22 protein-coding genes are annotated in these 20,936 nt (G+C 69.1%); 14 read left to right on the top strand and 8 right to left on the bottom strand.

The window, feature by feature from the left end:
* Positions 1-36 precede the first annotated feature (36 nt).
* Complete coding sequence (locus IPJ61_RS08195; protein WP_297105275.1) at positions 37-903, bottom strand: carbohydrate ABC transporter permease; 867 nt, start codon at positions 901-903, stop codon at positions 37-39.
* Positions 903-1,247: a carbohydrate ABC transporter permease gene (locus IPJ61_RS08190; RefSeq protein ID WP_297105624.1), complete on the bottom strand. Its 345-nt coding sequence runs from the start codon at positions 1,245-1,247 to the stop codon at positions 903-905. The genes IPJ61_RS08195 and IPJ61_RS08190 overlap by 1 nt, the downstream gene beginning before the upstream one ends.
* Between IPJ61_RS08190 and IPJ61_RS22175 the strand changes: the two genes are divergently transcribed.
* Both IPJ61_RS22175 and IPJ61_RS08180 read left to right on the top strand, forming a co-directional pair.
* Positions 1,170-1,706: an ABC transporter ATP-binding protein gene (locus tag IPJ61_RS22175; RefSeq protein ID WP_366505419.1), complete on the top strand. Its 537-nt coding sequence runs from the start codon at positions 1,170-1,172 to the stop codon at positions 1,704-1,706. The genes IPJ61_RS08190 and IPJ61_RS22175 overlap by 78 nt on opposite strands.
* Positions 1,699-3,621, top strand: a complete 1,923-nt coding sequence (locus IPJ61_RS08180; RefSeq protein WP_297105272.1) for an ABC transporter ATP-binding protein — start codon at positions 1,699-1,701, stop codon at positions 3,619-3,621. The genes IPJ61_RS22175 and IPJ61_RS08180 overlap by 8 nt, the downstream gene beginning before the upstream one ends.
* Positions 3,622-3,705: 84 nt before the next feature.
* Here IPJ61_RS08180 and IPJ61_RS08175 read toward each other — a convergent pair whose 3' ends face one another.
* Positions 3,706-4,056, bottom strand: a complete 351-nt coding sequence (locus tag IPJ61_RS08175; protein ID WP_297105269.1) for a hypothetical protein — start codon at positions 4,054-4,056, stop codon at positions 3,706-3,708.
* A 29-nt stretch (positions 4,057-4,085) separates the two neighbouring features.
* On the opposite strand from IPJ61_RS08175, the gene IPJ61_RS08170 reads away from it, so the two are divergent.
* The 3 genes from IPJ61_RS08170 to IPJ61_RS08160 all read left to right on the top strand — a co-directional run bounded on the left by IPJ61_RS08170 (position 4,086) and on the right by IPJ61_RS08160 (position 6,491).
* The gene (locus IPJ61_RS08170; protein WP_297105266.1) at positions 4,086-5,519 is read left to right on the top strand and encodes a sensor histidine kinase; all 1,434 of its coding nucleotides are present in this window, start codon (positions 4,086-4,088) and stop codon (positions 5,517-5,519) included.
* Complete coding sequence (locus IPJ61_RS08165) at positions 5,507-6,151, top strand: response regulator transcription factor (protein WP_297105263.1); 645 nt, start codon at positions 5,507-5,509, stop codon at positions 6,149-6,151. Before IPJ61_RS08170 ends, IPJ61_RS08165 begins: the two co-directional genes overlap by 13 nt.
* A 67-nt stretch (positions 6,152-6,218) precedes the next feature.
* On the top strand, positions 6,219-6,491 hold the full coding sequence (locus IPJ61_RS08160) for a DUF7218 family protein (protein ID WP_297105260.1): 273 nt from the start codon (positions 6,219-6,221) through the stop codon (positions 6,489-6,491).
* Positions 6,492-6,599: 108 nt separating this feature from the next.
* On the opposite strand, the gene IPJ61_RS08155 is transcribed toward IPJ61_RS08160, so the two are convergent.
* Together IPJ61_RS08155 and IPJ61_RS08150 are read right to left on the bottom strand one after the other, a co-directional pair.
* Positions 6,600-7,133, bottom strand: a complete 534-nt coding sequence (locus IPJ61_RS08155; RefSeq protein WP_297105257.1) for a VOC family protein — start codon at positions 7,131-7,133, stop codon at positions 6,600-6,602.
* 118 nt (positions 7,134-7,251) lie between these two features.
* Entirely contained in the window at positions 7,252-7,947 is a 696-nt protein-coding gene (locus IPJ61_RS08150; protein WP_297105253.1) for a helix-turn-helix domain-containing protein, read from the bottom strand.
* Between the two features lie 64 nt (positions 7,948-8,011).
* Here IPJ61_RS08150 and IPJ61_RS08145 point away from each other — a divergent pair, with 64 nt between their 5' ends.
* Positions 8,012-8,668, top strand: a complete 657-nt coding sequence (locus IPJ61_RS08145; RefSeq protein WP_297105251.1) for a CueP family metal-binding protein — start codon at positions 8,012-8,014, stop codon at positions 8,666-8,668.
* A 57-nt stretch (positions 8,669-8,725) separates the two neighbouring features.
* Here IPJ61_RS08145 and pdxT read toward each other — a convergent pair whose 3' ends face one another.
* Positions 8,726-9,313, bottom strand: coding sequence for a pyridoxal 5'-phosphate synthase glutaminase subunit PdxT (pdxT, locus tag IPJ61_RS08140; protein WP_366505417.1), 588 nt, complete (start codon positions 9,311-9,313; stop codon positions 8,726-8,728).
* Entirely contained in the window at positions 9,307-10,203 is an 897-nt protein-coding gene (gene pdxS, locus IPJ61_RS08135; protein ID WP_297105247.1) for a pyridoxal 5'-phosphate synthase lyase subunit PdxS, read from the bottom strand. Before pdxS ends, pdxT begins: the two co-directional genes overlap by 7 nt.
* A gap of 138 nt (positions 10,204-10,341) precedes the next feature.
* On the opposite strand from pdxS, the gene IPJ61_RS08130 reads away from it, so the two are divergent.
* Complete coding sequence (locus IPJ61_RS08130) at positions 10,342-11,022, top strand: GntR family transcriptional regulator (RefSeq protein WP_297105245.1); 681 nt, start codon at positions 10,342-10,344, stop codon at positions 11,020-11,022.
* Between the two features lie 32 nt (positions 11,023-11,054).
* Here the strand turns inward: IPJ61_RS08130 and IPJ61_RS08125 are convergent, their stop codons facing one another.
* On the bottom strand, positions 11,055-11,987 hold the full coding sequence (locus IPJ61_RS08125; RefSeq protein ID WP_297105242.1) for a carbamate kinase: 933 nt from the start codon (positions 11,985-11,987) through the stop codon (positions 11,055-11,057).
* A 73-nt stretch (positions 11,988-12,060) separates the two neighbouring features.
* On the opposite strand from IPJ61_RS08125, the gene IPJ61_RS08120 reads away from it, so the two are divergent.
* The 7 genes from IPJ61_RS08120 (at position 12,061) to pdxR (ending at position 20,919) form a co-directional block, all read left to right on the top strand.
* Positions 12,061-12,669, top strand: a complete 609-nt coding sequence (locus IPJ61_RS08120) for an ankyrin repeat domain-containing protein (protein ID WP_297105238.1) — start codon at positions 12,061-12,063, stop codon at positions 12,667-12,669.
* Positions 12,670-12,682: 13 nt separating this feature from the next.
* The gene (locus IPJ61_RS08115; protein ID WP_297105234.1) at positions 12,683-13,540 is read left to right on the top strand and encodes an oxamate carbamoyltransferase subunit AllH family protein; all 858 of its coding nucleotides are present in this window, start codon (positions 12,683-12,685) and stop codon (positions 13,538-13,540) included.
* An 11-nt stretch (positions 13,541-13,551) separates the two neighbouring features.
* Positions 13,552-15,111, top strand: coding sequence for an acyl-CoA synthetase FdrA (gene fdrA / locus IPJ61_RS08110; protein WP_297105230.1), 1,560 nt, complete (start codon positions 13,552-13,554; stop codon positions 15,109-15,111).
* Positions 15,108-16,532, top strand: a complete 1,425-nt coding sequence (locus tag IPJ61_RS08105; protein ID WP_297105227.1) for a YlbE family protein — start codon at positions 15,108-15,110, stop codon at positions 16,530-16,532. The genes fdrA and IPJ61_RS08105 overlap by 4 nt, the downstream gene beginning before the upstream one ends.
* Positions 16,533-16,670: 138 nt before the next feature.
* Complete coding sequence (locus IPJ61_RS08100) at positions 16,671-18,194, top strand: SulP family inorganic anion transporter (protein WP_297105224.1); 1,524 nt, start codon at positions 16,671-16,673, stop codon at positions 18,192-18,194.
* Between the two features lie 59 nt (positions 18,195-18,253).
* A complete protein-coding gene (locus tag IPJ61_RS08095; protein ID WP_297105222.1) occupies positions 18,254-19,438 on the top strand; it encodes an amidohydrolase in 1,185 nt (394 codons plus the stop codon).
* 44 nt (positions 19,439-19,482) lie between these two features.
* Positions 19,483-20,919, top strand: a complete 1,437-nt coding sequence (gene pdxR / locus IPJ61_RS08090) for a MocR-like pyridoxine biosynthesis transcription factor PdxR (RefSeq protein ID WP_297105219.1) — start codon at positions 19,483-19,485, stop codon at positions 20,917-20,919.
* Positions 20,920-20,936: the final 17 nt, after the last annotated feature.

The raw sequence follows: 20,936 nt of genomic DNA, 5'->3' as shown, positions 1-20,936 counted from the left end.
GACCGAAACGATAGCGGGCGGACGCCGTCGCACCTCTTATCCCTTGGTCGCCCCGCTCTCCAAGCCGTAGATGATCGACTTGTTGAGGACGAGGAAGACCAGCAGCAGCGGCGTGACGGTGACACATACCGCCGCGAAGGTGGCCGTCCAGTCCACCGAGCCCATCGCGCCTATGAAGTTCTGCAGACCCAACGGAATGGTCTTGAGCCCCTCCTCGAACACGAACGTGTTGGCGAAGATAAAGTCGTTCCAGATGAAGATGCCGTTGACGAAGACCACCGTCACGACCGTGTTGGTCGACAGGGGCATCGTGATCTCGAAGAACACCCGGTATGGCCCCGCGCCGTCCAACGCCGCGGCCTCGTAGGTCTCCCTCGGGATGTACTCGAAGAAGGAGACGAACAGGTACACCGCCGTCGGCAGGGCGAACCCTACCAGCGGGATGATCATCGACTGATAGGTGTTGAGCAGCCCGACGCGAGAGTAGTTGACGAACAACGGCACCAGCGCGATCTGCACCGGCACGATGATGCCGATCAGGAACGCGACCATGACGACCTTGCTGCCCTTGAATCCGAGAACCTTGATGGCGTAGGCGGCCATCATGCCGAGGACCACGATCAGGATGCTCGAGGCGCCCGTCACGATCAGGCTGTTCAGGATGTTGCGGCCGAGGTCCGCGGTCTCGAAGGCGCGCACGTAGTTGTCGAGCGTGAGCGCCCGCGGGATGCCGAAGGCGTTGCCGGAGGCCAGTTCCTGGTTGGGGCGGAGGCTAGTCACGAACAGCCAGAGCAGGGGATAGACCTGGACGGCGACGATCAGGACCACCAGCACGTTGACGAACTTGCGAGCCAGGTGGAGCCGACGGCGCCGCTCCGGCGCGGAGATGGAGGAGGTGGTCATCACTTGTCCTGTCCTCGTCGAAGCAGCAGGAAGATCAACCCGACGGCGACGATGCACTCGATCACGATGAAGACCGCGATGGTGCTGGCGTAGCCGAAGTCGGTGCTGCGGAAGGCGGTCTTGAACATGTAGGTGGTGAGCAGCTCGGACGCCTGTCCCGGACCGCCGTTGGTGAGCAGGTAGGGGATGTCGAAGCCGCGGAGGGCGTAGGTGGTGGCCATGATCATGATCGTGACCCACACCGGCCGGATGTAGGGGAACCGCACCTGGGTGAAGATCTTCCACCGGGCCGCCTCCTCGAGTTCCTTCGGCACCGCCAGGATCGCGGCATAGAGGATCAGCATGTACAGGCCGGTGAAGACGCCGTCGACCCGTGGGGCACGCACACCCGCCGGGAGGCGGAGGCTGCCCTCATCACGGCGTGCGCCGAGGACGTCTTCGACGCGCTGCCCGGTGGGTGGCAGGGAACCGTCGACGAGAAGGGCCGCGGGCTGTCCGGCGGCCAGCGGCAGCGCGTCGTGCTCGCTCGCGCCCTCGTCGCCGACCCCGACGTGCTGTGCCTCGTCGAGCCCACCTCTGCCGTCGACGCCCACACCGAGGCGCGGATCGCGCCCAGGCTGGTCGCGCACCGCGCGGGGAGGACCACCGTCGTCGCGACGGCGTCCCCGCTGATCCTGCATTCGGCCGACGAGGTCGCCTTCCTCGCCGATGGGCGCATCGTCGCCCGCGGCCGCCACGTCGACCTGCTCAAGAGGGCCGATTACCGCCAGGTGGTCGCCCGAGGAATGGACGATGATGACTGACCTGCTTTCCGAGGAGCTCCCCGGCTCGAGGGCAACGTGGCGCGAGGGGGCGCCGGAGCCGCGGATTCCCGCGGAACTGACGGTCGACCGCACGCTCACCCCGTCGGAACGACTCGCCGCCTGGAAGCACCGGCACGCCGTGCGGGCGGAGCGCGCCCGGGCGGTGTTCAACGCCTCGCGCAACCCGGAACGTGGCCTTCCCGTCGCGCGGGCCGGCCGTGCGTTCGGCTTCGTGCGCGAACTGCTGTCGACCCGCAAGGCAGCCGCCGTGGCGCTGGTCGGCTTCAACGTGCTTGCCGCTGCTTCCGCCCTCGTCATCCCGCGGATCCTCGGCGACCTTGTCGACGCCGCGGCTACCGGAGCGGAACTCGGCAGCACGGACGCGGTGCTCGTCGGCGTCCTCGTCTTTGTGCTCGCCCAGGCAGTGTTCACGTTCCTCGCGAAGCGTGCAGACGCGGTGCTCGGCTACGACCTGCTCGCCGCGGCGCGCGAGTACATCGTGCAGACGGTGCTGCGGCTGCCGCTCGGAAGGGTCGAGTCGGCGTCCAGCGGCGACCTGATCACCCGCATCACCGCGGATGTCGGCAAGATGAGCTCCTCGGTGCGCTGGGCGCTGCCGCAGATGGTCACTTCGCTCACGATGGTGGTCCTGACGGTGGTGGCGCTGCTGCTCAACTCGCCTCTGCTCACGCTGCCGGTCGTCACCACGGTGGTCATCCTGTTCTTCGCCTCGCGGTCCTACCTCCGGCACGCCGCAGCCGGGTACATCACCGAACAGTCCACCTACAGCCGCATCAACTCCACCATCACCGAGACGGTTGAGGGTGCACGCACCGTCGAGGCGCTCGGGCTCGGGGAACTGCGGCAGCAGAGGCTTGACGACGACATCGCCGAGTCGGCGCAGGCCGAGCGGTACACGATGAGCCTGCGCAACCTTCTGTTCGTCTGGCTCGACTTCGCCTTCCAACTGCCCATCGTGCTGGTCATCCTGCTCGGCACGTGGGGCTTCGATCAGGACTGGGTCACGGTGGGCCAGGTGACGACGGCGGCCATTTACCTGCAGCAGCTGATCGGACCGCTCGACCGCCTGATTCAAATCGCCGACAACCTGCAGGTCGGCGTCGCCGCAACCACCCGTCTCCTCGGGGTGGCCGAGGTCCCCGACGACCGCACGCCCGGCGACCTGCTTCCCGCCGCGGCCGATGTCGAGGGGCACGATCTGAGGTTCGCCTATCGGGACGGCCACGACGTGCTGCACGGCGTCGACCTCGCGCTCAAGCCGGGGGAGCGGCTCGCGATCGTCGGACCGTCGGGCTCAGGCAAGTCGACGCTGGGTCGGCTCGTCGCAGGCATCAACCGCCCACGCACGGGCGAGGTCGAGGTCGGCGGCGTGGATGTCATGGATCTGCCGCTCGACGTGCTCCGTACTGAGGTGTGCCTTGTCACGCAGGAACACCACGTGTTCGTCGGCAGCGTGCGCGACAACGTCGTGCTCGCCCGCGAGGGGACCGCGAGCGATCAGGAGGTGTGGCGCGCGTTGGAGGCGGTCGACGCCGCGGAGTGGGTCGGACGCCTTCCCGGCGGCCTTGGCGCGCAGCTCGGCCACGGCCACTCGTCGCTGACGCCGGCGCAAGCCCAGCAGATCGCGTTGGCGCGGCTGCTGGTTGCCGACCCGCACACGCTCGTCCTCGACGAGGCGACGTCGCTGATCGACCCGCGCACCGCGCGCCACCTGGAGGGGTCGATGGCGGCGTTGCTAGCCGACCGCACGGTCGTCGCCATCGCCCACCGCCTGCACACGGCCCACGACGCGGACCGCATCGCGGTGGTCATCGACGGCCGAATCGCCGAGTTCGGCAGCCACGACGAGTTGCTGGCCGCAGACGGTGAGTACGCCCACCTCTGGCGCACCTAGAGCAGCTAGACCCATCACTGCCGGCAACAACGGCTACTCACCAGCCCGAAAAAGGCTAGTGAGTAGCCAATGCCTCGTGTCTGACTATCTCCGTCGGGCGGTTGCGATCTGCCATGCCCCGAAGATCACCAGCGGGAACATAGATAGCAGGAGGGCAGCCGCTGCCAGCCCTGTGTGGAAGGCGAGCAGCATCGCGGCTCCGAACAGCGCAATGACGACGGTCGTGGCCCGCGTGCGTGCCGTGATCGCCGCGCTCAGCAGCCAGGCAAGCACGCACAGGCCTGCGGTGCCGGCCAGGCCTTGGGTGACGACAAGGATCGAGAAGCCGATCATCTGCCGCGCGCCCGCCTCGGGCTGGATCGTGGCCAGCGCATCTCCGAAGCCCGCGAAGCTTTCCGAGTACATCGTCGAGTTCATGCCCGACGACACCAGCATCAGTGCTGGCCTCGGCGGTTTTCCTTGTCGTGACCGCAGCCGCTTCCGGCCTGCCCAACAACCCGCCCTTCCGGGATGTGCCCCCGCTTGTCAGCGATCCCACGCCGTGGCAGGAGGGGCTCTCGATCGTCGCCGTCGTCGTCTTCTTCGCGCTGCTGTGCCTCACGGCAGGTCTCGGGGTCGCGAGGGTGAGGGGCGCCGACGGTGTGCTTCGCGCTCAACTGCGGTGGGTCCTCGCCGGGGCGAGCGTGTTCCTGGTCTTCCCGCTCATCTGCGGCGCAGAGATACTCCTGCGCGGTCAACCGGGGTGGGGCAGCCTGATCGTCGCCGCCGTCGGGCTGGCGGCGCTTCCCGTGGGGGTGACGGTCGGGATGCTCAGGCACGACCTCTACGACGTCGACCGGGTGCTGGCCGAGGCCGTCTCATGGGCGCTCGTGGCCGGGGCCGCCACTGCGGTGCTGGGACTCGGGACGGCGATCGGCGGGTTGCTCCTCGGGGCGGGTTCGCTGGTCGGCACGGTGGTCGCCTCTGCCCTGAGCTTCCTTGCGTTGTTGCCGGCGTATCGCTTCATTAGGTCTCGACTGCTCGCGCGGTTGTATCCCACACGGCGTGCCGCCCTCGAAGCGATACGGGACCTGGAGTACAGGGTCGACCGGGGTGAGGGCGACCCTGAGGAACTGGAGCCCCTGCTGCGCGCCGCGCTCCGTGACGCGGCCCTGGCCATCGACTACCGCCGGGGTGAGTTGAGGTCGTCGACGGTGACTCCCAGGCTCCGGGAGGAGCTCACCGAGGCGGCCGTGCCGCTGTTCACCGTCGTCAGACTGCGGGCGGAACTCCAGGCGTCGCTCACCGAGGCGGAGGCCTCGCGGGCCCGGCTGGTCAAGGCGGAGGCCGAGACCAGACGTCGGTTCGAACGGGATCTGCACGACGGCGCGCAGCAGCGCCTCGTGTCGTTGGGACTATCGTTGCGGATCGCCCAGCGGGCGCTCGCCACGGGCAGCCTCGACGTCGCGGGAGTGCTCGACGGCGCAGTAGCCGAGCTGTCGACGGCAATCGCCGAGTTGCGGCGGCTCGCCCATGGTATCCGGCCCAGCGTTCTCGACGACGGTCTCCCTGTTGCCGTCGTCTCACTCGCCCGCGCGGTGCCGATCCCGGTCGAGGTCGACGCAGGGGACGTCGGCGTCGTTCCGGACGACGTCGCGATGACTGCCTATTACGTCGTTGGGGAAGCCCTTGCCAACGCCGTGAAGCACTCCGCCGCGGAGAGGATCCAGGTCGGCATGGCGGCGAACGCGGGCGAGCTTGTGATCACCGTGAGCGACAATGGCGTAGGCGGCGCGATGATCACCCCGGACGGCGGTCTGACCGGGCTTGAGGACCGGGTGCGCGCGGTCGGAGGGACAATGAGGGTCCGCGGTGGGTCCGGCACGACGGTGGAGGTGTGCCTGCCGTGCGGATCGTGATCGGTGAGGACTCCGCGCTGTTTCGCGAGGGCCTCGCGCGGCTGCTGGAGGATAGCGGGCACGAGGTCGTGGCCAAGGCCGCCGACGCGCCGTCGCTTGAGGCCATGGTGGAGGAGTTCCTGCCGGAGCTGGTCATCGCCGACATTCGCATGCCGCCCGATCACACCGACGACGGGGCGCGGGCGGCACGCGCGATCAGGGCACGGTATCCGGAGCTGGGGATCGTCCTGCTCTCGCAGCACGTCGAGTCGGCGCACTCGGTGGCGCTGACGACGCAGGGGTGCTTCGGGTACCTGCTCAAGGACCGCGTGCTTGACGTCGACGACTTCATCTCGGCAGCGGAGCGCGTGGCCAAGGGGGGTACGGCGCTCGACCCTGAGGTGGTCGCACGGCTGCTGAGGCCCGTCGGACGGGAGGATCGGCTCGCCGCCCTCACGCTGAGGGAGCGTGAGGTGCTGGCGCTCATGGCGGAGGGCCTCACCAACGCGGCCATCGCGCGTCGGTTGTGGCTGAGCGAGCGCACGATCGAGACGCACGTGACAGGGATCCTGTCTGGCCTGGGGCTACCCGATAGCGCTGACGATCATCGGCGCGTCCTCGCAGTGCTCGCCTATCTGGAGGCCGCTGGATAGCCGGGTGACCGACGCTGTTTGCTCACGGCGCGTGTGGGTACCGGGAAGTCTGACAAAGGAGGCACACATGCCCAAGCGAGAGGATCCAGGACCCGCGGTCAAGGACAAGGAACTGTACGAGGCGCTGCGTGACGACGGCGCGAGCAAGGAGAAGGCGGCACGCATCGCCAACGCCGCGGCGGGCTCGTCGCGGGAAGAAGTGGGGCGCAAGGGCGGTACCGCGAAGGACTACGACGACCGCACCAAGCAGGAGCTGCTGCAACGGGCGCGGGAGCTCGGCATCGAGGGACGCTCCAAGATGTCGAAGCCCGAACTGATCGACGCCCTGCGCAACCACTGAGTGCTGTGGGTCACCGCGACGTCGGATTGACTGTTCAACTGCTCATCGGAATGGTCGCGGGGGTCATCGCCTTCCCGTCTTCCTGTTTCTCTGGGTGGCGCTGCGGGGCTACTCGGCCTCGGGATCCTTGAGGTTCGCCATGATCTCCATCAGGCTGTCGCGGATGTAGGAGAGCTCGGGCGAGATGGCGCCCCAGTCCTCCGCGGGCGCGTCGCCGTCCCACGCGTCGGCGTTGGCGTCCTCGTCCCAGACCATCTCGCCGTGCTGCCAGATCCACCAGCTGTTGCCCCGCGGGTCTTGACCGCGGGAGAACACGGTGCCGAAGAAGTCCGTCGGCTTCGTGAGAACTCGCGCGCCGCGGGCGAGGGCGCGCTCGATGGTCGCATCGATATCATCGACGTAAATCTGCAGGAAGCTCGGGGTGAAGCCCCAGCCGGGCTTGCGCTCGGCCAGCATGATCGTGGTGGTGCCGACGATCACCTCGCCCTGGAGCAGCAACCCGTCGACGTCGACGGTGCGGGACTCGAGCCGCTCGGTGCCGCCGAAGACTTCGACGATGAAGGCCGTGATCTCCTCGGCGCCCCGCGTGATGACGAACGGGTTGACGGTGGCGTAGCCCTCGGGTGCGGTGGGAATGGACATCTCCTGCTCCTCTGTTCGGTGTAGCTGGTGCCTCTATTCCACCAATCCGGGTACCGCTGCGGATTGAAGATTTCCGCCATCACGGTCTGTCGTTCCTGAAGGCACGGAGAGTGGGCATTCAGGCGCGACGGGCAGCGAGGATGCGCGCGGGGGTCTCGCCGTGCAGTAGCCGCAACGACCGGGTCAGGTGCGCCTGGTCTGCATAGCCGCACGTCGCGGCGCATTCCGCGGGGACGACGCCCCCCTGAAGCAGAGCGTAGGCTTCTCGCGCCCGGGCCAGCTGCGAGATCTGCTTCCGCGTGATCCCCGTCGAGGCGCGGACCTGCCGCTGCCAGTGCCGCTCCGAGTACCCGGCCTCGTCGCCGGCCAACGCGCGGCGGACGTCGTCGTCGGACCGCAGGACGCCGAGACGCAGCAGTTGTTCGACGAAGTCCTCCAGGCCCTCGATTGAGGGCATAGGGAGGCGCTGCCCCGAGATCTCCACCTGGCCACCGGCGACAGGCAGCCGCACCTCGCCACCCAGGAGGAGCTTCTTGGCGACTCCGGGAACGACGACGTGCGCGCGCAACTGCACGCCCCACCCGTACTCCCCGACGACGGACGCGATCCACCGCGAGCCGAGAGCGGGGCCGGAGAGGCCAGCGACCATACGACCATCGGGCTCGCGCGCGAACCAGATGTCCCAGTGCTCGATGGCGGGGACCAGGTAGCGCTCCTCGCGCACCGCCCGCGCCTGCCATGTGCACTCGACGTGCGGCGAGGCGCCAACCCGCTCCTCGTACAGCCCCTCGGTGGCTGCGTCGTCGTCCGGCATGCCCGGATTCTACGAGGGGCCGGTGTCCGGTGGAGGACCTCCGCCTCGTAGGGTGGACCTCGATATGAACACTGAGATCCGCCGCACGCTGTCCGCCCCCGTCAAGGCCGTGCTCGCCGCCGCGTTGGCGCTGCCTCTCATCGCCGCCTGCGCCCCAACTCCGGTCTCGCCCGACCCCGCGTCGGTCTCTCCCCAGCCCGCGCCGTCGGTCACGCTCACCGAGGCCGCCGCGCCCAGCGGTGACCTGCTCGCCGACCACGGGCTGGAGGGTCTCGACGTCGTGGCGATCATCGACAAGCTCGACGCCCTCGCGCTCGCCGACCGGCCTACCGACCTGATCGCGTCGATCAGGCCCACCCACCTGCTCCTGAAGGACGAGAGCGGACGGGAGCAGAGCCTCCCGATGCCCGACGACGCGTTCTACGTCTCGTTCGCGCCGTACCTCACCCAGACGCACGACTGCCACTTCCACAGCCTCACCACGTGCGTCGGCGAACTGCAGCACGCGAACCTGGCTGTGACCATCACCGACGACGCGACGGGCGAGGTGGTCGTCGACGAGGCGCTCACCACGTTCGACAACGGGTTCGCCGGTGTGTGGTTGCCGCGCGGCATCGACGCGACGCTCACCGTCGAGTACGAAGGCAAGACGGCGACGGCGCCCATCACGACAGACGGCGACGACTCGGCGACCTGCATCACCACGCTGCAGCTCGCCTGATCGGGTCAGTCAACGCCGCATTCGGCATCCCTCGGACACCTCTGGGCGCTGCGCGTCTCAGCCTTCCGCATCGGTCAGGAGCCTGCGATGAAACAGGGGCTCCTCCATCAGCTCCGGGTGGAAGGAAAGGCCGGTGATCGCGCCCTGGCGGACGCCGACGATGCCGCCAGCGTGCCTGGCGAGGACCCCCACCCCACGGCCGACCTCCGTGACCTCAGGGGCGCGGATGAACGCCACCCGGGCGGGGCCGTCGGCGGTGTCCAGGTCGGTCTCGGTCGAGTCGACCTGCGGGCCGAACGCATTGCGGCGCACGACGATGTCGAGAACGCCGAGCGATTGCTGACCCGGAGCAGGGTCCAGTACCTCCCGGGCCAGCAGGATCAACCCCGCGCAGGTGCCGAGGGTGGGCAGGCCGCCGCGGATCGCGGTGGCCAGCGGGTCCTGGAGTTCGAAGAGGCGCAGCAGCCGGTCGATCGTCGACGACTCGCCGCCGGGCAGGACCACGGCGTCGACGCGCAGCCCGTCCGGGCCGGTCAGGTCGGCGGGAACTCGCAGCAGCGTGGTCCGCGCCCCGAGACCCTCTACCAGGCGCACGTGTTCGCGCACGCCGCCCTGCAGCGCGAGCACGCCGACGGTGGTCACCAGCCGCGCTCGGCGAGGCGGTGCGGCGCCGGGAGGTCAGCGACGTTGATGCCCACCATGGCCTCACCGAGACCCCGCGATGCCTCCGCGATGGCGGCCGGGTCCTCGTAGAGGGCTGTGGCCTTGACGATGGCCGCGGCGCGCGCCGCGGGATCGCCGGACTTGAAGATTCCCGAACCGACGAACACGCCGTCGGCCCCGAGCTGCATCATCATCGCCGCGTCCGCGGGCGTGGCGACCCCGCCCGCGGTGAAGAGCACCACCGGAAGGGATCCTCGCTCGGCAACCTCCCTGACGATGTCGTACGGCGCCTGCAGCTCCTTGGCCGCCACGTACAGCTCGTCGGGGTTCGCCTCGTAGGTGGCCTTGAGGACGGCGATCTCCCGCCGGATCGTGCGGATGTGCTTCGTCGCCTCTGAGACGTCGCCGGTTCCGGCCTCGCCCTTGGAGCGGATCATGGCCGCGCCCTCGGCGATGCGGCGCAGCGCCTCGCCGAGGTTGGTGGCGCCGCACACGAACGGGACGGTGAAGGAGTGCTTGTCGATGTGGTTGACGTAGTCAGCGGGGGAGAGGACCTCGGACTCGTCGATGTAGTCGACCTTCAGGTGTTCGAGGACCTGGGCTTCGACGAAGTGCCCGATCCGTGCCTTCGCCATCACGGGGATGGAGACGGTGTCGATGATGGCACTGATCAGGTCCGGGTCGCTCATGCGGGCCACGCCGCCCTGGGCGCGGATGTCGGCGGGGACGCGCTCGAGCGCCATGACGGCGACGGCGCCCGCGTCCTCCGCGATCCGGGCCTGTTCCGGCGTGACGACGTCCATGATGACGCCGCCCTTGAGCATGTCGGCCAGGCCGCGCTTGACGAGGGGGGAACCAGTGGATTCATTCATGCGGTCCATCGTGGGGTCAATACCGGACCATTTCTAGAGCCAGAATCTACGTATTCTGCATGGTCCAGTAAGTGTCGGGCTCTCGGCGACCCGTGCGACTACGCGTCGCGCGGCTGTCAATCGCTACACTCGGCCTCTATGGCGACGCGCGAGATTCCAGACCGGGGCAAGCCCGGTGCCGTCGTTCCGTCGCTCGCCGATGTCGCTCAGGACTACATCCGCGACCGGATCACCGGCGGCGACTACTCTCCCGGTTACCGGTTGAAGGAGCGCGACCTCGTCGAGGAGATCGGAATCTCCCGGATCCCGCTTCGGGAGGCCCTCCGCAGCCTCGCCACCGAGGGGTTCGTCACGCTCGTTCCCCGCAAGGGCGCCGTGGTGACGCAGCTGAAACCCAACGACCTCGAAGAGATCTTCGAGGTGCGCGAGGCCCTGGAGACGCATCAAGCGGTGCTGGCGACGCGCAAGGCCACGCAGCCGGAGGTCGCGGAGTTGTTTCGCGAGGTCGAGGCCTCCGAACGGGCGTGGGCCGCGGGCGATCGGCAGGCGGCCGACCGCGCGAACGTCGCGTTTCACGCGGTCCTGGTGCAGATGACGCACAACGACCTCTTCACGCGGCTGCTTGAGCCGCTGCAGAACCGCCTGAACTGGCTGCTTCGCCAGAACGCCGACCAGCGCGAGCTCTGCCTCGAGCACCGCGACCTCGCGGAGGCGATCGCGGGTGGCGACGAGATCGCGGCCCAACGCCTGGCGCGGCAGCACGTCCACACGTCGAAGCGGGTCGCCCTTGAGCTGCTGTTCGGCGACGAGCCCGACTGACGTGATCGAGCCGCTGAGATGTCGGCCGGCGCTCAGGGCACGACGATGGTGCCTGCCTCTCCGGTCAGCGCTCCGCTGATCCGCTCGAGCGACGTGATCACGGCCTTTGCCCCGGTCCGCTCGACGAAGCGGCAAGCCGATTCGACCTTTGGGCCCATGGACCCGGGCGGGAACTGCCCTTCGGCGAGGTAGCGGCGCATGTCCTCGAGCCTCACCTCGTGCAGCGGGCGGGCGGTCTCTTTCCCCCAGTCGAGCCACGCGTTGTCGACGTTTGTCGCGATCACGAGCGCGTCGGCGCTGATCTGGTCGGCGAGGAGGATCGAGGAGAGATCCTTATCGACGACGGCCTGAACGCCGTGCAGGGTGCCGTCGTCGTGCCGGATGACGGGGATACCGCCGCCGCCGGCGGCCACCACGAGGAAGCCGGCGGCAAGCAACGACTCGACGGCCGGGGCTTCGATGATTTCGATAGGCTGCGGGCTCGCGACGACGCGGCGCAGGCCCTTGTCGTCGATCCGGACGTAGTGCTGGCCGAACTGGGTGAGACGTCCAGCGGTCTCCTCGTCGACGAAGCGACCGATGGGCTTGGTGGGGTTGTCGAAGGCGGGGTCATCCGCGGCGACAAGGGTCCGCGATACCAGTACGACGGAGCGGACGTCGGAGCCCTCGGCGAGAAGCGCTGCGTCGAGCGCGTTCAGCAGCACCTCTCCGATAGAGCCTTGGGAGTTGGCCACGCACCAGTCGAGCGGCACGGGGGTGAGGGCGAATGAGGCGAGATCGTTCTTCGCCAGGATGTTGCCCACCTGGGGTCCGTTCCCGTGGCTGAGGAGGACTTGATGGCCCGCCGTGACCAGTTGGGCGACCTGGCCGGCCGCGGATTCGGCGGCGGCGATCTGGTGATCGGGGCGGACGGATTCGTTGGGGCCGACTAAAGCGTTACCCCCCAGAGCAATCAGGATTCGCATGGCATATGGTATACCAGAGATGAACGGGCTCGGCTGGATTTCGCCGAGGAAGAACGAACGAAGAGGTTGCTCAATGAGAACACCACCGCAGACTGCAGGCGACTGGCCGACGCTGGCCGCAGCCGGGTCCGTCGAGGAGATCCGCGACGCCTTGGAGGGCGGCGCGCAGATCGACGCCACCGACACCCAGGGCCGCACCGCGATCCTGATCGCGGCCAAGGCGAACCGGCTGGACGTGGTGCGCCTGCTCATCGCGGCAGGTGCCGACATCGATGCCCAGGACCAGGTGAACCTGAACCCCTTCCTCTGGGGCTGCATCTCCGGAAACCTCGACCTGGTCACGACGATGGTCGAGGCCGGTGCCGATCTCGATCGGCACACCCGGTTCGACGGTGTGGGCATTCACCCCGCTGCCGAGAAGGGCCATGTCGAGATCGTCCGCTACCTCGCCGAACAGACCGACATCAACGTCAACTACACCAACCTCTGCGGCTGGACCCCCTTGCTCGAGGCGATCATCCTGCGCGACGGCGGACCGGCGCAGCAGGAGATCGTGCGCCTGCTGCTGGCGGCCGGGGCCGACCCCGCCATGGTCGACCAGTGGGGCGTTTCGCCGCTCGCGCACGCCCAGGAGAAGGGCTTCGCCGAGCTCGCCGACCTCCTCCAAGCCGCGCTGGCCTGACGACCCGCTGCCGATGACGACGATGTTGATGGATGCCCTGAGCGTGGACGCCGAGCTGCTGCCGGCGCTCTCCGGCGACGCCACGGTCCACTCGGTGTTCGGCTCTGTCGTCAACGTCGTCGCCGGGCAGCGGCTGTGGAGCCTCGGCGCCCGCCACGTGCCACTTGCACCTGGCGCGATCCGGGTCTCCGTCGACGACTTCGACGGCCTCGGCCTGGCCCCCGGCACCCTCGTGCGCGCGGGCCAGTCGACGATCCGGCTGGGCGAGATCACGGTCGACCTTTCCGGGGCCGCCCGCTGGAGGCCCGAGCCGATAGCCGGCCCGGTGCGGGCGGACCGGTTCGAGGCGTTCGCCGCCGAGCTGGCCGCGCACGGGCGACCCGGCGGTGTCGTGCCCGGCCAGGACCCGTTCTCGCGGGCCGTGGCCGAGCGGATCGCCGACGGCCTGAGCGCGATCGAGCGGGCCGTCGTCCGCGACGACCCGCAGGCGCTGGGATCCGCCGTCGCCCGCTTGGTCGGCCTTGGTACGGGCCTGACTCCTGCCGGTGACGACCTGCTCACAGGCCTCGCCTTCGCCTCCGCCACGCTCGGCGGATCGCTCTCGGCCATTCCCGCGGCCGTCGCCCGCGCCGCGCGGCCCGACGCCACCCACGTCGTCTCCGTCGCCGCGATGCGGGAGGCCTGTTCGGGGCGCGCCGTCGAGCCGCTGTCTGACGTCCTCGCCACGCTCTGCGGCCGGGGACCCGACGGACGCACTCCCGAGGTCGTCGCCGCCCTGCTGGCGATCGGCCACACCTCCGGCACAGACCTGGCGCACGGCCTCGCTGCCGCCGTGCGACTACACCGAACCACCCCACTCACCCAGAAGTAGCGAGGAAAGTGATGCCCACCAGGACGCTCATCAAGAAGAACACCTACATCGACTCCGTGTCGTTGATGTCGATCTCGACCAAGGCCGCCGCCTTGGAAGGGGTCGTCAACGCGGTGGCTGCGATGGCCACCGCCATGAACAAGGAGATCCTCACCAACCAGGGCCTGATCACCCCGGAGATCGAGGAGGCCACCCCCGGCGACCTCGTGCTGATCGTCGTCACCGACGGCGAGGAGGACGCTGCGGACGCCGCCCTCGAGGGCCTCGTCGGACTGCTCGACCGCAAGCCGAGCGGGGAGGCCGCGGAGGTGACCTACCGGACGATCGCGACCGCGGCCGCCGGGCGTGCGGACGCCAACTTCGCGGTGATCAGCGTCAACGGGGCCTTCGCCGCGGGGCAGGCCCACAACGCGCTGGACGCAGGGCTGAACGTGATGCTGTTCTCCGACAACGTCGCGCTCGAGGACGAGATCGCGCTGAAGAGGAAGGCCCACGAGGCCGGCCTGCTGATGATGGGACCCGACTGCGGTACGGCCATCATCAACGGCGTCTCGCTGTGCTTCGCCAACAAGGTGCGTCGCGGCCGGATCGGTATTGTCGCGGCCTCCGGCACCGGCGCCCAGGAGATGAGCGTCCGGATCCATGATTTCACCGGCGGCGTCAGCCAGCTCATCGGCACGGGCGGACGCGACCTCTCGGCGGAGGTGGGCGCGATCATGATGCTCGACGGCATCGATGCCCTCGACGCCGACCCCGCGACCGACGTCCTCGTGGTGATCTCCAAGCCGCCGGCGAGCGAGGTCGCCGAGAAGGTGCTCGATCGCCTCGCCGCGTCCGACAAGCCCGCCATCGTCTGCTTCCTCGGCGCAGGCGACGAGGTGGCCGAGGCGGCGAAGGCCCGCGGCATCGCCTTCTTCGACCGCACCAAGCCTGCCGCGCTGGCCGCGGTGGTCGCCAGCGGCGTCGACGAGTCGACGCTCGACCTGCATCCGCTCAACTGGCCGCTGATCGAGGAGGTCCGGGCCAAGCTGAACCCGGAGCAGAGATACATCCGCGCCCTGTTCTGCGGCGGCACGCTGTGCGACGAGTCGATGTTCCTCGCGATGGAGAAGTACGACGACGTGTACTCCAACCTCGCCAAGGACCCGGCCAAGAAGCTCGGCGGAAACGACGCCTCCCGGGCGCACACCTTCCTCGACTTCGGCGAGGACGAGTTCACCAACGGAAAGCCGCACCCGATGATCGATCCGTCCAACCGGATCGAGCGGTTCGCGGTCGAGGCGACCGACCCGGAGGTCGGCGTGATCGTGCTCGACTTCGTGCTGGGCTACGGCGCCAATCCGGACCCGGTGGGCGTGATGCTCCCGGCCATCAACGCGGCCAAGGCGAATGCTGCTGCCGCCGGCCGCCACCTGGAGATCCTCGCCTTCGTGCTCGGCACCGCGGAGGATTCCCAGAACTTCGACGACCAGGTCGCCAAGCTCGCCGAAGCCGGCGTCACCTGGGCCTCGTCGTCCACCAACACAGGGCTGCTGGCCCGCGAGTTCGTCTACAAGGGAGAAAACGCATGAGCAAGATCGCGGACATCTTCGACCGCCCGCTGTCGGCGGTCAACGTCGGCGCGGCGATGTTCGCCGAGGACATCGCGGCCCAAGGGGCCTCGGTGACGCACTTGGACTGGACGCCGCCGGGTGGCGGCCGTCCGGACGTCGTGGCTGCGCTGGCGACGCTGGCCCGCCCCGACCTGGCCGAGAAGATCGAGGCAGCCAACGCCCTCGCGGTGGAGCGGATCGTCACCTCGCAGCCGGTGCTCGTCGGCTTCGGCCAGGCCATCGACGTGGTGCCCGGCATGACCAAGAAGACCATCCTGCACGCCGGCCCCCCGATCTCCTTCGAACGGATGGCCGGCGCCATGAAGGGCGCCGTCACCGGCGCGCTGGTCTTCGAGGGCCTCGCCAAGGACCTCGAAGAGGCCTACGAGCTGGCCGCCTCCGGCGAGATCGACTTCTCGCCCTGCCACGAGCACAACGCGGTGGGCTCGATGGCCGGCGTCACGTCGGCATCGATGTTCATGCACGTCGTAGAGAACCGGCCCTACGGCAATTACGCCTACACCAACCTCTCCGAGCAGTTGGCGAAGATCCTGCGGATGGGCGCCAACGACCAGACGGTGATCGACCGGCTCATCTGGATGCGCGACGTGTTCGGCCCGATCCTGCGCGACGCGATGGTCTCGGCCAAGGAGATCGACCTTCGGATGATGCTCGCCCAGGCGCTGCACATGGGCGACGAGGCGCACAACCGCAACAACGCAGGCACCACGCTGCTGATCCAGGCGCTCGCACCGCACATCCTCGACTCCGGCTTCTCCACCAAGGACAAGCAGGACGTGTTCAACTTCGTCGCCAGCTCGGACTACTTCTCCGGGCCGACCTGGATGGCCTGCTCAAAGGCCGCCATGGACTCGGCGCACGACATCGAGTACTCCACCGTCGTCACCACGATGTGCCGCAACGGCGTCGACTTCGGCATCCGGGTCTCCGGTCTGGGGCAGGGCACCTGGCTCACCGGGCCGGCGCAGGTGGTGGAGGGGCCGCTGTTCGCCGGCTTCACCGTCGACGACCGCGGCCTCGACATCGGCGACTCGGCGATCACCGAGACCTACGGCATCGGTGGCTTCGCCATGGCGTGCGCCCCGGCGATCGTGCCGCTGGTCGGCGGCACCGTCGACGAGGCGATCGGGTACTCCCGCACCATGGCGGAGATCACCACCACCACCAACCCCGCCTTGACCATCCCGATCCTCGACTTCCGGGGAACCGCCACCGGCATCGACGTCAGGAAGGTCGAGGAGACCGGCATCCTCCCCGTGATCAACACCGCTATCGCGCACAAGGAGGCCGGGATCGGGATGATCGGCGCAGGCATCACCCACCCGCCGATCGAGGCCTTCCACGCCGCCACCCTCGCTCTGGCGGAGAAGTATCAGTAACACCCTGGCCCGCAGCCACTGAGCCTGGCCCCACCGTTTCCGCAAGGCGATCGAAGCGCCCGCGGAGGTGGAGCCAGGCGTTGGTGGGCGAACCCCTGCCTTCCTGCTTTTCCACTTTCATTCAGAAGGAATTCGTCCATGTCACAGACTACTCTCGCCCCTCCGAAACCCCAGTTCTGGGCGAAGGGCGACTGGGCCGCCTACTTCGGCCTCCTCGTGAACAATCTCACCAACCTCCTGACCATGGTCTCGCTGCTGACCCTCGTGGTCGGCCTGCCCGTCGACATGGTGTTGGGCCGGATCGCACCGGCCTTCGGCCTCGCCGTGTTCGTAGCCAGCGTCTGGTACACCTTCCTCGGGTACCAGATGTACAAGCGCACCGGCCGCAAGGACATCACCGTCCTCCCTTCGGGCCCGAGCGCACCCTCGATCTTCACCGTCACCTTCCTGGTCCTGCTGCCGGTGTACCAGACCACCAAGAACGCCGAACTCGCCCTCGCGATCGGCCTGGTGTGGTGCCTGGTGGAGGCGAGCATCCTCGTCGTCGGCTCGTTCGTCGGCGACTGGCTGCGACGGGTGATCCCGCGGTCGGTGCTGCTGTCCTGTCTCGCCGGCCTCGGCCTGCTCCTGCTGGCGATGAACCCCATGCTCCAGTCGTTCCACACGCCCGTCGTCGCCTTCGTCGTGCTCGTCCTGATCTTCATGAACTGGTTCGGCCGCAAGCCGCTGTTCGCGAAGATCCCGACGGGCCTGCTGATCCTGCTCGTCGGCACCGGTCTCGCCTGGCTCTCCGGCATGATGTCGCCCGAGGCGATCACCGTCGCGCTCGCGGAGGCGGGCTTCCAGCCGCCGACGCTGCACGTCTCCAACATCGTCGAGGGCATCCCGATGTCGCTGCCGTTCCTCGCCTCCGCGGTCCCGCTCGGCTTGGCGAACTACGTCTTCGACCTCGAGAACATCGAGTCCGCGCACGCCGCAGGCGATCCCTACCCGACGCGCTCCGTCATGCTCGGCAACGGCATCACGTCTGCCATCGGTGCGTGCTTCGGCAACCCGTTCCCGGTCACGGTCTACATCGGCCACGTCGGCTGGAAGCAGCTGGGCGCCCGGATGGGCTACTCCGTCGCCTCCGGCTTCACCATGCTGATCTTCGGCATCTTCTCGCTCGGCGCGGTGCTGCTTTCGATCATCCCGATGGCCGCCGTCGCCCCGATCCTGGTCTACATCGGCATCGTGTCGGCCAACCAGGTGGTGAGGGAGACGCCGCGCAACGAGGTTCCCGTGATCTTCGTCGCCCTCTTCCCGTGGATCGCGAACTGGGCCCTCACCCTCATCGGAAAACGTGCTCAAGGCCGCAGGCACGAACGCCGGCGAGGTGGGCGGCGACGCGCTCCAGGCCGCCGGCGTCGACTGGCTCGGGCTGAGCCATCTCGGCAACGGCGCACCGCTGGCTTCGATCCTCTGGGGCTGCATAGCCATCTTCGCGATCCGCAACCAGAGCATCCGCGGCGCCGTGATCGCGGTGATCTCGGCGGGCCTGTCCGCGTTCGGCATCATCCACTCCGCGACGGTCGGCTGGCTCACGGGAGACACCGGCGTCGTCGCGCTGGCATATCTGCTTGTCGCCGCGGTGTTCGTCCTCAAGTACGTTACCGACGGTGACAACCGCGGGCCGGTGGATCTGCCGGACAGCGCGCTACACAGCTAGGAAAGAAGGAGCCATGTCACACCCTCACGCAACGGTCTACCGGTCCGGGCTGATCGCCGGCCAGGTAACGGACCTCTACGTGGTCGATGGCCGGATCGCCGCCGTCGGTCCCGATCTCGAGGTGCCCGCGGGCACCACGTCGGAGTCGCTGGCCGGAACGGTCGTCATCCCCGGGCTGGTCGACGCGCACGCCCACCTGGACAAGACGCTGTGGGGCGGTCCCTGGGTGCCGAACACCGCCGAGCCGGGCCTCGCCGGACGGATCCACAACGGCCGCGTCCGCCGACCCGAGTTCGGGATTCCCAGCGTGGACTTCGTCACCGCCCTCCTCACGGAGATGGTGACGTTGGGCACCACGCACGCCCGCTCGCACGTGGACGTCGATCCCGATGTCGGACTGGGCTCTGTCGAGGCCGTGCGCAAGGCGGTGGCGAACCTCGACGGCCGCATCACCGTCGAGCTGGTGGCCTTCCCCCAGACCGGGATGCTGATCAGCCCCGGGACCGAGGAGCTCATGGACGCCGCGCTCGCGCAAGGAGTCGAGCACGTCGGCGGGATCGATCCGGCAGGCCTCGAGCGCGATCCGGTTCGTCACCTGGACACCATCTTCGCCATGGCCGTTAAGCACGGCTCGGGCGTCGACATCCATCTGCACGACGGAGGCTCCCTCGGCATCTACCAGTATGAGCTGATCATCGAGCGCACCAAGGCGCTCGGGCTCGCGGGCCGGGTGACGATCAGCCACGGCTTCGCCCTCGCCGACGCCGACCCGGCGACGCGGGCGCGCCTGATCGAGGGCCTCGCCGAGGCCGGGATCTCGATCGCCTCCGCCGCGCCGTCGAGGGCGCTTCCGCAGCGGGAACTGGCCGCCGCAGGGGTCCCGTTCGGCCTCGGGAACGACGGCGTGCGCGATCTGTGGAGCCCCTGGGGAACCGGCGACATGATCGAACGGGCCGCGTTCCAGGCGAGGCACTCCGGTTTCTCGTCCGACGAGGAGATCGCGCTCGCGGTTGACGCCGCCACCTACGGCGGCGCGGGCGTCTGCCGTCTCGAGGACTACGGGCTGTCGGTCGGCAGCCGCGCGGACTTCATGGCCGCTCCTGGCCGGACCCTCGCCGAGGTCGTCGTCACCCGCCCCGGTCGAAGGATCGTGGTCAAGGGCGGGCGCGTGGTCGCCCGCGACGGTCAGCTCGTCTGAGGCGTCCAGACCGGCGTGCTCTTCCTCGGCAGTAGGCTGCCGGCGTGCGCAGCACTCCGGAGATCGCCCTTCCCCTCCTGCTCGATCGCGGGCCGGGGGAGGGCTCCCTGCCCGCACGGATTGCGGCCGAGTTCCGTCGCCTGATCGGGGAGACGGTGCTGGCGCCAGGCGACGTCGTGCCGTCGAGCCGCGCGCTGGCGGCTCACCTCGGGGTCTCGCGCGGATCCGTGGTCGCCGCCTACGACCAGCTGCTGGCGGAGGGATACCTCAGCGCCACCGTCGGCCGTTCGACGGTGGTCAATCCCCATCTGCGGCGGGTGCATCCGGCCCTGCGTGCCGTGTCGGTCCGGCCGCTCCGGGATGGGCCGACGACGTCAGGCGCGCCGGCCACCCTCGATCTTCGCCCGGGCCAGCCCTGGGCAGCGGACGTCGTCGGCGCGGCTTGGAAGGCGGCCTGGAGGGAGGCGTCGGCAGCGCGGGTGGACGGCACGGTCCCCGCGATGGGTCTGCCGAAGCTGCGCTCGGCCTGGGCCGAGCACCTGCGCCGGATGCGCGCGGTGCTGAGGGATCCTGCCCAGATCGCGGTCTCCGGTGGCGGCAGGGAGGGGTTCGCGCTGCTGCTCCTCGCGCTCGGCGAAGGGAACCCGTCGCGGCTCAGGGTCGGAGTCGAGGAGCCCGGATACCCATCGCTGCGCCGGGTTCCCACCCGCTTCGGCGCGACGGTGGTGCCCGTTCCGGTGGACGAGCGCGGCCTCCGCGTGGAGGACCTGCCCGCGGGCTCGGATGCGCCGGACCTGCTCATCGTCACGCCCAGCCACCAGTACCCGCTGGGAGGCTCGTTGCCGGTGGACCGGCGACAGATGCTGCTGGACTGGGCGCGGCGTCACCGGGTGGTTGTCGTCGAGGACGACTATGACTCCGAGCTGCGCTACACCTCGGACCCGTTGCCCGCGCTGGCCGCCCTGGACGACCCGGTCGACGGCCGGGTGGTCCTGCTGGGCACGCTGGCAAAGATCCTGACCCCGGCGCTCGCCACCGGGTTCCTCGCGCTGCCCGCCTGGCTGGTGCCGGCGGTGGCCGAGGCGCGCGCGGAGCTGGGGCAGCCCGTCGGTCTCGTGGCGCAGCGCGCCGTCGCCGAATATCTGGACAGCGGCGCGCTGCGGCTGCATACGCAGCGGGTGCGCAACCGCTACCGGCGCCGTCGCGCCCAGGTGGTGGCGGCGCTGTCCGGTGTGCCCGGCCTGCGCGTCTCGCCGATGGACGGCGGCCTGCACGCCGTCGTCGAGACCCGGCGTTCGGAGGCTGACGTCGTCGCCGAACTCGCCGCGCGCGGCGTGACCGTCAGCCCGCTGTCGGAGTACTGGTCGGGAGCGGGCAGCTCGGGGATCGTGTTCGGCTTCGGCGCCGTCAGCGAGGCGGAGCTCGCCCATGGCCTCAACTTGATCGCCGCGATCTCCACATCGGGACTAGATTGGGGGTAGCGCGACCCAAGGAGCAG

The sequence above is a fragment of the Tessaracoccus sp. genome (genome assembly GCF_016714275.1).
Lineage (GTDB): Bacteria > Actinomycetota > Actinomycetes > Propionibacteriales > Propionibacteriaceae > Arachnia.
Note: the sequence above shows the minus strand (reverse complement) of the source record. Positions and strands in the feature narration are given on the sequence as shown.